General features: G+C 63.1%; 13 protein-coding genes. 5 read left to right on the top strand and 8 right to left on the bottom strand.

Translation table 11 applies throughout. The features are described from left to right. Window positions 1–16: 16 nt before the first annotated feature. Window positions 17–1651, top strand: a complete 1635-nt coding sequence (locus E4T66_RS08235) for an EAL domain-containing protein (protein ID WP_136848526.1) — start codon at window positions 17–19, stop codon at window positions 1649–1651. 76 nt (window positions 1652–1727) lie between these two features. Then, window positions 1728–2471, top strand: a complete 744-nt coding sequence (locus E4T66_RS08230; protein ID WP_136848525.1) for an SDR family NAD(P)-dependent oxidoreductase — start codon at window positions 1728–1730, stop codon at window positions 2469–2471. On the opposite strand, the gene E4T66_RS08225 is transcribed toward E4T66_RS08230, so the two are convergent. From E4T66_RS08225 to E4T66_RS08200, 6 genes are all read right to left on the bottom strand, one after another. Next, complete coding sequence (locus E4T66_RS08225; protein WP_136848524.1) at window positions 2452–3678, bottom strand: pseudouridine synthase; 1227 nt, start codon at window positions 3676–3678, stop codon at window positions 2452–2454. The genes E4T66_RS08230 and E4T66_RS08225 overlap by 20 nt on opposite strands. Before the next feature lie 29 nt (window positions 3679–3707). Further along, window positions 3708–4655, bottom strand: coding sequence for an SMC-Scp complex subunit ScpB (gene scpB / locus E4T66_RS08220; protein WP_136848523.1), 948 nt, complete (start codon window positions 4653–4655; stop codon window positions 3708–3710). After that, the gene (locus E4T66_RS08215) at window positions 4648–5502 is read right to left on the bottom strand and encodes a segregation and condensation protein A (RefSeq protein ID WP_136848522.1); all 855 of its coding nucleotides are present in this window, start codon (window positions 5500–5502) and stop codon (window positions 4648–4650) included. The genes scpB and E4T66_RS08215 overlap by 8 nt, the downstream gene beginning before the upstream one ends. Window positions 5503–5524: 22 nt before the next feature. Further along, window positions 5525–6541, bottom strand: coding sequence for a tryptophan--tRNA ligase (gene trpS, locus E4T66_RS08210; protein ID WP_136848521.1), 1017 nt, complete (start codon window positions 6539–6541; stop codon window positions 5525–5527). A gap of 43 nt (window positions 6542–6584) precedes the next feature. After that, entirely contained in the window at window positions 6585–7235 is a 651-nt protein-coding gene (locus tag E4T66_RS08205) for a site-2 protease family protein (RefSeq protein ID WP_136848520.1), read from the bottom strand. Window positions 7236–7300: 65 nt separating this feature from the next. Then, the gene (locus E4T66_RS08200; RefSeq protein WP_136848519.1) at window positions 7301–7924 is read right to left on the bottom strand and encodes an L-threonylcarbamoyladenylate synthase; all 624 of its coding nucleotides are present in this window, start codon (window positions 7922–7924) and stop codon (window positions 7301–7303) included. A 101-nt stretch (window positions 7925–8025) separates the two neighbouring features. Between E4T66_RS08200 and ispZ the strand changes: the two genes are divergently transcribed. The 3 genes from ispZ to E4T66_RS08185 are packed head-to-tail and all read left to right on the top strand — an operon-like array spanning window position 8026 to window position 9119. Further along, the gene (gene ispZ, locus E4T66_RS08195; RefSeq protein WP_136848518.1) at window positions 8026–8559 is read left to right on the top strand and encodes a septation protein IspZ; all 534 of its coding nucleotides are present in this window, start codon (window positions 8026–8028) and stop codon (window positions 8557–8559) included. Between the two features lie 6 nt (window positions 8560–8565). Then, entirely contained in the window at window positions 8566–8865 is a 300-nt protein-coding gene (locus E4T66_RS08190; RefSeq protein WP_136848517.1) for a YciI family protein, read from the top strand. Next, entirely contained in the window at window positions 8862–9119 is a 258-nt protein-coding gene (locus tag E4T66_RS08185) for a BolA family protein (RefSeq protein WP_136848516.1), read from the top strand. The genes E4T66_RS08190 and E4T66_RS08185 overlap by 4 nt, the downstream gene beginning before the upstream one ends. A 4-nt stretch (window positions 9120–9123) precedes the next feature. On the opposite strand, the gene E4T66_RS08180 is transcribed toward E4T66_RS08185, so the two are convergent. Further along, window positions 9124–10296 carry a mechanosensitive ion channel family protein gene (locus tag E4T66_RS08180; RefSeq protein WP_136848515.1) on the bottom strand — a complete coding sequence of 391 codons (1173 nt, stop codon included), beginning with the start codon at window positions 10294–10296 and terminating at the stop codon, window positions 9124–9126. A gap of 34 nt (window positions 10297–10330) precedes the next feature. After that, entirely contained in the window at window positions 10331–12637 is a 2307-nt protein-coding gene (gene ligA, locus E4T66_RS08175) for an NAD-dependent DNA ligase LigA (protein ID WP_136848514.1), read from the bottom strand. Between the last annotated feature and the right edge of the window lie 13 nt (window positions 12638–12650).

Below are 12650 nucleotides of genomic sequence, written 5' to 3'. Positions count from 1 at the left end.
TGCCAGAATCGGCGGTATGGCCGACCGACCTTCGCGCTTCCGCCCGCTGCAAACTCTGGACGCCACCGCGCGCCTGCTGCGCGGACGCGCCAATCGTCATGCCTGGGTCGGCCTGGGTGTTGCCGGCGCTGCGATCATCATGGCGACGCTGCTGGTCTGCCGTTACGAGTTCGACACCTATAGCTGGGAAGGCATTCTGGCGGTCCAGCAGCGCAATCCGGCGCTGTGGCTGCTGGACCTGATGCCGTTCCTGTTTCTGGTCTGGGGCCAGTACATTGGCATGGTCATGTCGTACCAGGCCGGGGCGCTGGTCCTCGACGAGACCCGTGACCTGCGTCAGCAGGCTGATCGCCTGCAGTACGAGCTCGGTCGCGCACCGGTCCTCGGACACAACATTGGCCTGCCCAACCGACACGCCCTGATCGCCGCCATCGATCGGCAGATCGCGCATCACCAGAGCCAGCTGGTGCAGGGTTTCGCAGTAATGGTGCTCGACACCGTGCACTACCAGGAGATTGAACAGACGCACGGTGAGGAGGCGGCGCGGCAATTTGTCACCCAGCTGCGTGAACGCCTGCAGAGCGTCATCACCGACAACGACTTCCTCGCGCATTTTGGCTTTGACGACTTTGGCGTCCTGATCGCCGACGCTCGTGACGCCGCGGCAGGCCGCCATCACGCGAACCGGATCCAACTCGCGCTGGACGTGCCGCTGACCATCGGCCGGCGCCCGTTGTCGGTCCGCACCACCATCGGCATCGCCTGCTATCCGGCGCATGGAGCCGATGCCGAATCACTGCTGCGCCACGCGGAGACCGCCAAATTCGCGGCCATTGCCGGCGACCTTGATCATCTGGTGTATGCGCCGGAACAGGACAATGCGCGATCAGAAAGTTCGCGCCTGATGGCGGAACTGCACAGCGCGCTGTACAACGATGGCCTCAGCGAAGAGTACTGGGTCCAGCAGCCGCTGGCCGCCGATCGCGCACTTCGCCTGCGTCTGTCGCCGGTATGGGAGCACCCGCGACTGGGCCGCCTCAGCGAAAACCATTTTGTCGATCGCCCTGATCGTCTCGGACTGACGCATGGTTTGAGTCTGTGGATACTGCGCCAAGGCCTCGAACGTCTGGCGCAATGGCAACGGCTCGACAATGCTCCGCTGCTGATCCTGCGCCTGCCCTCCAGCGCGTTACGGCTGCTGAGTCTGCCGGATCTGATTCTGCGCATGCTCAATGCGCATGATCTGAAACCCGCACAACTGATCATCGAGTTCTCTGAAGCGGCGATCAATCCGCTGCAGGCCGAACATCGCTCTCAGCTCGATCAACTGCGCACCGCAGGCGTCAAACTCTCACTCAACGGCATCGGCGATCTGGGCACCTCCCCGCTCGCTGCGCTTGAAGTCCCGCTGGATGAGTGCCGTATCGTCGGAAAACTGACCTTGCGCGCGCTGGATCTACCCAAGGTCCGCAGCGTCACCCAGGCGCTGATGCAGTTGCTGAAAGTGCAGGCGCAGACGGTCGTCTGCAGTGGCATCGAGACGGCAGCCCAGCTGGAGCTGGCCAAGGCCCTGCAAGCCGACTATGCCGAAGGCACGGCGGTTGCCCCGGCCATGTCGCCGGACGCCGTCACGCGCTGGCTGACGCGATAAATCAGACAACGGCGCTGACGCGGCAACCGCGGCCCAGGCGCTAAACTAGCGCCCCTCGCGCCAGCCACCATGTCCGATGACTGCAATACCTGTGAACTACGCACCGCCTTCCGATCTGTTGGCTGGACGGCGCATCCTGATTACCGGTGCCGGCGACGGCCTGGGTCGTGCAGCTGCACTGGCCTGCGCCGCGCATGGTGCAACCGTTGTGCTGCTTGGACGCACGGTGAAGAAGCTTGAGGCGGTTTACGACGCCATCGAAGCCGCTGGCGGGTCGGCCCCGGCGATCTATCCGCTCAATCTCGGCGGCGCCAGCTGGAAGGATTACGCCGATCTAGCAAGCACGATCGAAACCGAAATCGGCGGCATCGATGGCGTGCTGCATTGCGCCGCCCAGTTCAAGCAGTTCATGCCCCTGACCGATGTCGATCCCAAGGAGTGGATCGAGTCATTGCAGGTGAATCTCACCGCGCCGTTTGCATTGACGCGTCACCTGTTGCCGTTGCTGGAGCAGGCCGCAGACGCCTCGGTGGTCTTCGTTTCGGATCGCCACGGGCGCGAAGTGCATGCTTATGACGGCATTTATGGCATCTCCAAGGCGGCACTGGAACATCTGATGCAGACCTGGGCAGCCGAGCTACCGCAAACCGGTTCGGTGCGTATGAACAGCTATGATCCGGGCCCGCTGCGTACCGGCCACCGCCTCAAGGGATATCCCGGCGAAATTGTCGAGCAGGCGCCAGTGCCAGAAACTGCAACGCCGGCCCTGCTGTGGCTGCTCGGCCCCGACAGCCGCGGAATCAGCGGCTCGGCTTTCTAGGTTTGGGCGAACCCGGGCCTGACGCGCGATCCCGCGCTCCGGAGCGTGACGGACGCATCCCCGGTTTGCTGCTGCGCGGTTTTCCGGAGTCCTCGATACGGGCTCCGGAAGGTTTCCCCGGAGCGCGCGTTGCGGACGGACGCGCACTGCTGCTCGATCTGGATGCCGCAGACCCCTCCGCAGCGCCGCTCTGCTTTCGCGCACCACCAGTCGGACGCTGCCCTGACGGCCTGCTGTCGCCGCCGGGCCTCGACCGCGAAGTGCGCGCCCTCGCGCCACCGGCGTCATCGCGCTCCACGCTGTCGCGCCCGCGATCGCGCTTGTTCTCCGGCCACCCTTGCTCGCTCTGCTTGCGAGCGCTCTGGCGCGAGACCCGCCCAACCGTAATCGGCTTCACCGGACCGCGCTTGCTACCGCCAGGACCGGCAGCCCCGCGCGCTTTCTTGCCCGCAGGACCTGCCTCAGGCTGCATGCCGACAACCGCCATCAGCGCATTCAATTCGGACGGTGTCGCTTCACGGCTGGCCGCGGACTTGATGCCGCGACCGAGTGAAATCGGTCCATAGGCGATCCGGATCAGTCGACTGACCTGCAGACCCTGGGACTCGATCAGGCGTCGAACCAGACGGTTGCGACCTTCGCGCAGGGTGACGTGGTACCACTGGTTCGACGCGGCACCGTCTTCGTTTTCGCCTGGAACAATCGATTCAAATTTGGCCGGACCGTCATCCAGCGTCACGCCGCGACGCATGCGGTCGATCATGGAGGGATCGACCGTGCCGTGCATGCGTACCGCGTAAGTCCGCGATACCTGAAAGCTGGGATGCATCAGGCGACGCGCCAGTTCACCGTTGTTGGTGAACAGCAGCAGCCCCGAGGTGTTGATGTCGAGACGCCCGATCGCGATCCAGCGACCGCTTTCCAGTGCTGGCAGCTTGCGGAAAACCGTGCGCCGACCATCAGGATCGTCGCGCGTCACGACTTCATCGACACGCTTCTTGTACAGCAGCACCCGCGTGGGCTCGGTCTTGTGCGACAAATTCAGCGGTCGCCCATCAAGCCGGATCTTGTCATCAGCGTTGACGGCCTGACCCAGAACTGCCGGCTGCCCATTGACCTGAATCCGCCCCTCGGCGATCAGGCGTTCGATCTCGCGACGCGAGGCAACGCCGGCTGTCGCCAGGAGTTTCTGAATTCGTTCTGCCATGGAGCGTGTGATCCGAAGGTGTAGCGCAATTAGGACCGGTTCGGATCAACAGCATCCGCATCCGGATCAGCGTCCCTGGCGAGGTCGGCCGCCGCGTCATCATCCGGCAGTTCCGATGACGGCTCTGCCTCGACCTCAACTGTGTCGGTGTCTACGGACAAGCCTGAGCCGGGATCCGCATCCCCCGCATCGTCCGTACCGATCGCGTCGGTCGCAGCCTCTGTCGGTGCGTCCACGAGAGCTGCCACCGAAACTTCGAGTGTCACGTCCACGCCATCGTTCGGCAGCGCTTCGGGGGATTCGGCATCGGCATTCGACGCTATCGGCGCGTCGGCAACATGCGATACCTCATGCAACTGCTCGCCGAGCCGCTCCAGCGCCGCCTCGAGCTGCAGTGGATCCTTGATCTCCGGCAGGCTGGGCAGGTCGTCCAGCGAAGACAGGCTCAGGTCGTCGAGAAACTGCTGGGTGGTTCCGAACAGCGACGGACGCCCCGGCACTTCCTTGACGCCGACTTCGCGAATCCAGTTGCGCTCGAGCAAGGTCCGAATGATGTTCGGCGAAAGCGCAACGCCGCGCACCTCCTCAACCTCACCGCGCGTGATCGGCTGGCGATAGCAGATCAGCGCCAGTGTTTCGAGCAAGGCTCGCGACAGCCGCGGCGGCTTTTCCTGCCACAGCTTGCTGACCCACTCTGCGTAATCCTGCCGGACCTGAATTCGATAGCCGGACGCGACCTCACGCAGCTCGACCGCGCGTTCGGCCAGACTGTCGCTCAGTCGCGCCAGCGCTTCGCGCAGATCTTTCTTGCCGACACCCAGCTCATTTCCGAGCAGGCGCGACAGCTGTTCCAGTGAAAGCGGCTGATCGGAGGCCATCAGCAGAGCTTCGAGCACACGCTCCAGCAGGCGGTCGCGCGCCTCGTTGATTTCCTCGAGAGGCTCGGCCGCTCGTTCCAACGCGACGTCTTCAGTCATGGGCATCTTCCTCCACTTCCGCCAGGCGCGGCCCCGGCGGCGTCAACAGCAGCGGCGCAAACGGGCCGTCCTGCCGGATATCCAACATCGATGAGCGTGCAAGCTCCAGGATTGCGAGAAAGCACACGACCACTCCGATCCGGCCTTCTTCCGGATCGATCAGATCAATCAGCTGCGCCGGACCGCGCTGCAGACGGGCCAGAATATTCGACATGCGCTCGCGCACCGTCAGCGGTTCGCGCGAGATCTCGTGATGCCGGAACAGCGCGGTACGCTCCATCACATCCCGAAACGCCAGCAACAGCTCGCGCACCGTCGGCATCGGCACCTGGGCGACCTTCGGAATGACCTCGGGCCGCGCCTGGGCAACAAAGACATCACGTCCGACCCGCGGCAGCTTCTCAATCGCTTCGCTCGCAGTCTTGAAGCGCTCGTATTCCTGCAGGCGCCGCACCAGTTCCATGCGCGGATCACCCTGTTCGACGGCTTCGTCCGGTGGCGGCCGCGGCAGCAGGATGCTCGATTTGATCTCGGCCAGCAGCGCCGCCATGACAAGATATTCGGCAGCCAACTCCAGTTTCATGCCATGCATCAGATCGATGTACTGCATGTACTGCTGGGTGATCTTGAATACCGGGATATCGAGGATGTTCAGGTTCTGGCGCCGGATCAGATACAGCAGCAGATCCAGCGGGCCTTCGAAGGCATCGAGAAACACTTCCAGCGCGTCCGGAGGAATGTACAAATCCTCCGGCAACTTCTCGATCCGGTGCCCGTGAACCTTCGGCATCGGCGCCGACGATTCGTCTGCGACGCTCGTCTCGGCCTGTTCGATCGCTTCGGTCATGGGCGAGTCCGGGCTTGTGGCCTTATTCGGGAATGAAGCCGAGCACTTCGTGCACGTGCTTGAGCGTGGCATCGGCGCGCAGTGAAGCCTGCTCGGCGCCATCCCGCAGGATTCGGCGCAGACCGTCCAGATCGTCGCGAACTTCGTGGTAACGCGCCTGCACCGGACGCAGACACTCGACCACCGCCTCCGCGCAGGCGGCCTTGAACTTGCCGTAGCCCTGACCGTCGTATTGCGTGACGATACTGTCGAACGACTGACCCGTCGTAGCGGCCAGAATCGACATCAGATTGGAAACGCCGGGCTTTTCCGTCGGAGCGTAGCGCACGCTGTTGTCCATGTCGGTGACGGCGCGCTTGATCTTGCGCGTGATCACGTCCGGATCGTCGAGCAGATAGACCGCATTGGTCTCGGCCGCATCCGACTTCGACATTTTCTTGGTCGGTTCCTGCAGGCTCATGATGCGCGCACCGACCGGCGGGATCATCGGCTCCGGCACCGTGAACACCGGGCGCTCGGGCGAGCCGTACAGATTGTTGAAGCGCATCGCCACATCGCGGGTCAGCTCCAGATGCTGCTTCTGGTCTTCGCCTACCGGCACTGCGCCGGCCTGATACAGCAGGATGTCGGCGGCCATCAGCACCGGATAGCTGAACAGACCTGCGTTGATATTGTCGGTGTTCTTCTGCGACTTGTCCTTGAACTGGGTCATCCGGCTCAACTCGCCCATCTGCGTGTAGCAGTTCAGCACCCAGGCCAGGCGCGCATGCGCCGGCACATGCGACTGCACAAACAGAACATTGGACGCCGGATCAAGGCCGCAGGCGATGTAGAGCGCCAGAAACTCATAGCAGCGATCCCTCAGGACGGCCGGGTCCTGCCGCACCGTGATCGCATGCATATCGACCAGCATGTAGTAACAGGTGAACTGCTCGTTGAGCTTGACCCAGTTCTTGAGCGCGCCGAGATAGTTGCCCAGGGTCAGACGCCCTGAAGGCTGAATACCGGAAAGCACAACGGGTTTGGATTCGGTTGCCACGTGAGATCGTCAGTCGGTCAATTCAATCAGGGTTGTACAGGTTTCAGCGCAGCCCCAGCAGCTGCAGCAGCAAAGACTGCAGCAGTGCCAGCGGCCCCGAGATCAGCCAGCCCAGCGCACCGGTCGCCAGCAAACCGATCAGGATCAGCATGCCGTAGGGTTCGACTTTGTCGAGCATCAGTGCAGCCCGAGCCGACACCAGTCCCGCCAGCACGCGTCCGCCGTCCAGCGGCGGCAGGGGCAACAGATTCAGCACCGCGAGCACCAGATTGATCAGGATACCGGCCATCGCCATTGAGCTGAGACCGATCCAGATGCCGCTGTTGTCGCCAACGCTGATGCTGAATCTCAACAGCAGCCCCCACGCCAACGCCATCAGCAGATTCGACAGCGGCCCAGCCGCTGCCACAATCGCCATGTCGCGGCGCGGATTGCGCAGATTCCGGAAGTTGACCGGCACCGGCTTGGCCCAGCCGAACAGAAAACCACCCAGCACCAGCAGCACCAGCGGAACAATCACCGTACCCACAGGATCGATGTGTTTCAGCGGGTTGAGGCTCAACCGGCCCAGCGACTCGGCGGTGCGATCCCCGAGCGAGCGCGCAACATAGCCGTGCGCGGCTTCGTGCACGGTAATGGCAAACAGGACCGGTAAGGCCCAGACCGCGATTTTCTGGACCAGCGTCATATCCATAGGCATCTGCGCATTATACCGGCGACGGAAGCCCGACCGGAGGGCGGATATGGAAGCGGCCGACGCTACAGGCTGATCCGGGAAACGTCGCCCTTGCCTTCGCGCATGACGGTGACCTCGCCTTCGCTGAGATCCAGCACCGTAGTGGGCTCAGTGCCGCAGGAACCGCCTTCGATGACCACATCCACGCTGCGATCCAGCTGCTCGCGCCAATCGGAGGGATCGCTGACCGGCTCCTGCTCCCCCGGAAACTGCAGGGTGCAGGAAATCAGCGGCTCACCGAGCGTTTCCAGCAGCTGCTGCGCAATGACATGCTCGGGAATGCGGATGCCGATAGTTTTGCGGCGTTCGTGCGCAACCCGTCGCGGCAATTCCTTGGTCGCCTGCAGCACGAAGGTGTAGGGCCCCGGTGTCAAGGTCTTCAGCAGGCGGAACTGCTGATTGTCGACGCGCGCATAGGTTGCGATCTCGGACAGGTCGCGGCAGACCAGCGTGAACTGGTGATGCTTGTCGAAGTCACGGATTTTGCGCAGCCGCGCCGCCGCATCCTTGTCGTCCAGGTGACAGCCCAGCGCGTAGCAGGAGTCAGTCGGATAGGCAATGACGGCGCCCTGGCGCACGCGCACGGCAATCTGCGCCAGCAGGCGCTTCTGCGGATTCTGCGGGTGCAGCTCGTACCAGTCGGCCACTGGATTTCATCGGTTCGCGAGGAGCGTGCATTCTACCCTCGCACGCCCCGGCTCGCTGATCGACGCCAGCCACCGCCCTCGCCAGCCCGTACAATAGCCGCATGAATATGCTGCTCGACTTCGCTCCGGCGCTGCTGTTTTTCGGCGCCTACTCGCTCTACGGTATCTACGTCGCGACGACCGTCCTGATCGTGTCGATGTTTATGCTGGTGGCGATTTACTGGTTCAAGGAAAAGCGTCTGCACAAGACGCATTTCGTCACCGCACTGGTCGCCGCCGGGCTCGGAGGCCTGACGCTGTACATCCACGATCCGGAGTTCATCAAGTACAAGCCAACGGTGATCTACGCGATCTTCTCGATCGCGCTGCTGGCGAGTCACTTCATCGGCGACAAGGTGCTGATGGCACGGCTGCCGCAGAAGGCGATCGAACTGCCGGAACCGGTGTGGCGCAGGGTGAATCTGGCTTGGGCGGCCTTCTTTGCATTCTGTGCGGTGCTGAACCTGTACGTGGCCAACGCCTTTTCTGAAGCTGCTTGGGTCAAGGTCAAGACCTTTGGTTTCACGACGCTGATGTTTGCCTTCCTGCTGGCGCACATCCCGTTTCTGAAGCGCTATCTGCCGACCGAGGAGTAGCCGCGCGTGCTTTACATGATTCTTGGCCACGACCGGTCCGACAGCCTGGCGCTGCGTCGGGCGACCCGCCCCGAACACGTAGCCTATCTGCAACAGCTGATCGACCAGGGCCGCTTGGTCATGGCCGGCCCGCGACCACGCATCGACGCCAGCGATCCTGGCGACGCCGGCTTCGCCGGCAGCCTGATCGTTGCCGAGTTCGATGATCTGGCCAGTGCCAAAGCCTGGGCTGCGGCGGATCCCTATCAGCGCGCCGGCGTATTCGACAGCGTCGTGGTCGAGCCGTTCATCAAGGCACTGCCGTGAACGACCGCATCGAACGCATCCGGGCTGCCCTGGAAGCAACTTTTCAGCCGGCGCAGCTGCAGATCGAGGACGACAGTCACCTGCATGCCGGGCATGCCGGCGCGCGCAGCGGCAAAGGCCATTTTAGCGTCGAGATACGCAGCCCAGCCTTTGCCGGCATGACCCCGGTGCAATGCCATCGTGCGGTATATGCCGCACTGGATGAGCTGATGCAGAGTGACATTCACGCGCTGTCGATCAAGGCCAGCGTCTGAAGCGCTAGATCCCGTCGGTTGGCGCGGCAGGTGCTGATGGCGGTGCGTTGCGCATCCACAGATCGCGCTGCGGAAACGGGATATCGATGTGGTTCTGGCGAAACGCCTGATCAATGGCGAAGCGCAGTTCGCTGGCGACACTGAGTCGCTTGTCCACCGCACGGATATACGCACGCAGTTCGAAGTCCAGTGAACTGTCGCCGAAGTTCACGAAGTAGATCCCCGGACCGCTGAGCCCGTCTAGCTCGCCGTCGCGAATCACCTGCGGGTTCGCACAGGCCACATCCAGCAACACCTGCTTGACCTTCAGCGTGTCGGATCCGTAGGCCACGCCGACACCGACGATGACCCGACCGAAGCTGTCACGCAGATTCAGGTTGCGCAGATGATTGGACAGCAGGTCGGAGTTCGGCACCACCACGGATTCGCGGTCCCAGGTTTCCAGTTCGGTCGCACGAATGCGGATCTTGCGTACGAAACCCTGGGTCTCCCCGACGAAAATGTAATCCCCAATGCGTACCGGTCGTTCAAACAGGATGATCAGACCGGAGACGAAGTTGTTGACGATATTCTGCAGTCCGAAACCAATTCCCACCGACAACGCACCAGCGACGATCGCCAGCTTGGTGAAATCGAACCCTGCAGCAGTCAGGCCGACCAGTGCCGCAATCAGGAACGTCGCGTAACCGAACAGCGTTGCCAGCGACTGCCGTGTGTTGGCTTCGATCGCCGTCAGTGGCAGCCAGTCGTGCTCGATCTTGCGCTTGAGCCAGCGGGTGAAGGTCAGCAGCGCGAGAAAGTAGACGGTACCCAGCAACAGCTTTCCAGGAACGATCGTCAGTCCACTGAGCGTGAAGCCGCGGTCAAAGAACTTCTCGACGATGTTCTGCCCTTCGTCATGCAGACCCCACAGATGCAGAAATGCCCAGGCGACCAGTGGCCACAACACCAGATGCATCGACCACAGCATCCAGCGCAGCTCGCCCAGACGCTTGCCCGGGGCAACCCCCAGACGTGCCCGTAATCTGCGCTGCCAGGGATGGCGCCCACCGTTGATTCCGTCGACCAGAACATGCATCAGCACTGCCCAGATCAGCGCCGACGCCAGCAGCACCGCCGACGAAGTCAGCGGGTGCGCCAGCAGCAGACCCAGCAGATGACGCGCGGGCTCGATCATCAGCCCCCTCTGCTCACATCAGTGACCAATCGATTCATTGCAGCAGATCCTGGCCGTCGATCAGCCGACGTAGTGCATCGTAGTCGATCACCGTCACGCCCAGCTTGATCGCCTTGGCCAGCTTGGAGCCGGCAGCCTCTCCAGCGACCAGGTAGTCGGTCTTGGCCGACACCGAGCTGGAGACCCGACCGCCGGCGGCTTCGATCTGCGCCGCCACTTCGTCGCGCGGCAATGCCAGCGTCCCGGTCAGCACGAAGCTGCGTCCGCTCAGTGCACCCGCTGGTGTGTCGGCAGTCTGTGTTTGTGCGTCGAATACGCCGAATGCGCGCAATTGCTGCTCCAGCGCCAGCAGCTCCTGACGGTGTCGTGATTCGGCGAAATACTCACGCACGCCGGCCGCTGTCCTGTCATCGAGCCATTGACCCACGTCTGCCCCATCGATCCGCTGCATCAGTGCTTCGACGGAGTCACAGCCAACCGTCAGCGCGTCGGCCTTGACCGGTCCGAGACCGCGAATCTGCTGCAGCGCCAGCAGCTGGCTCAGGCTCGCACGTGTCGCCAGCGCCGCTGAGACCGGATGCTCGTCCTCGATCGTGATCTGCGCCAGCAAGGCGTCGACCGCAGAGGCATTGTGTTCGTCTCCGAAGAACCAGCGAATCTCCTTAGCAACGCTGTCGCCAATCCCCTCGATCAGGGTCAGGACTTCAGACCGGGCCCGGCGGATACGCACAAAGCTGCCAAGGTGACGCGCCAGATCCTTGGCCGTGGTTTCGCCGACTTCAGGAATTCCCAGGGCATAGACCAGACGCGGCAGCGGCAGACTGCGACGCTTGGCAATCGCGTCGATCAGCTTGGCGGGCGCGACTTCCGCTGACTTATACAGATCGGCGATATCCGCAACCGTCAGGGCATACAGATCCGCAGGGGCTTTCAGCCGCTCGCGTTCAACCAGCTCGTCGATCAGCATCTCGCCAACGCCCTCAATGTCGGCGGCCTTGCGCGAGACGAAGTGCTGCAGCGACTGTTTCAGCTGGGCCTTGCACACCAGGCGCCCGATGCAGCGATAGATCACGCCTTCCGGGTCGCGCCGGACGTCCGAACCGCAGACCGGACACAGCGCCGGCATCTCGACTACGCGAGCATCGGACGGGCGCTTTTCAAGAACCACCCCTTTGACTTCCGGGATGACATCCCCGGCGCGTCGCACGATCACGGTGTCGCCAATACGGATGTCCTTGCGCGCGATCTCGTCCATGTTGTGCAAGGTCGCGTTGCTGACATTGGCGCCGCCGACGAACACCGTGCGCAGTCGCGCCGTCGGGGTCAGCGCGCCGGTGCGGCCGACCTGAAAGTCGACATTTTCCAGAACGGTCTCGGCTTCTTCTGCGGGAAACTTGTGCGCGATGGCCCAGCGCGGTGCGCGCGCAACAGAGCCCAATTCCTCTCGCGCCGCCAACTCATCCACCTTGAAGACGACGCCGTCGATGTCGAACGGCAGCCCCCCCCGCCGCGCCTGCATCCGCCTGAAATAGTCCAGGCACCCTTCCGCGCCATGTACCGCTTCGATCAGCGTCGAAACCGGCAGCCCCCAGTTGCGCAACTGCTCCAGCACCTCGGTGTGTCGTGCGGGTGACTGCCAGCCTTCGCTGTAGCCGACACCGTATGCGTAGAGCGCCAGCGGCCGTTGCGCGGTGACTCGTGAATCCAGCTGACGCAGGCTGCCGGCAGCGGCATTGCGCGGATTCACATACAGCTTGTCGCCACGCGCGGCCGCGTCCTGATTCATCTTGCTGAAGCCGGCATGCGGCAGGAAAACCTCGCCACGTACTTCGATCAAATCCGGCACAGCGCCGTGCAGGTGCAGTGGCAATCCGCGAATTGTGCGCAGATTGGCGCTGATGTCCTCACCGGTTTCGCCGTCACCGCGCGTCGCGCCCTGTTCGAACACGCCGTCGCGATAGATCAGCGAGACCGCCAGCCCGTCGAGCTTGGGCTCAGCCACATAGTCAACACTGCTGCGCCCCAGGCCCTCACGCACCCGGCGATCGAACTCACGCAGCTCCTCATCGCCAAACGCATTGTTCAGGGACTGCATCGGCAGCCGGTGACGCAAGGGCGCGAACGCCGACAGCGGCGCTACCCCGATCCGCTGCGTCGGCGAGTCGGCACTGCGAAGCGCAGGATACTGCTGCTCGAGCTGCTGCAGCTCACGGAACAGCGCGTCGTACTCCGCGTCCGAAATACTCGGCTCGTCAAGCGCGTAGTACCGGTAGTTGTGCGCATGAAGCTGCTCGCGCAGCGCCGCGACACGGGCGCGGACCGAATCGTCAGATTCGCTCAAGCGCGGCGTTCCC

Origin of the sequence: Sinimarinibacterium arenosum (genome assembly GCF_005047655.1) — a bacterium.
Lineage (GTDB): Bacteria > Pseudomonadota > Gammaproteobacteria > Nevskiales > Nevskiaceae > Solimonas.
This window is presented reverse-complemented; position numbering and strand designations above follow the sequence as displayed.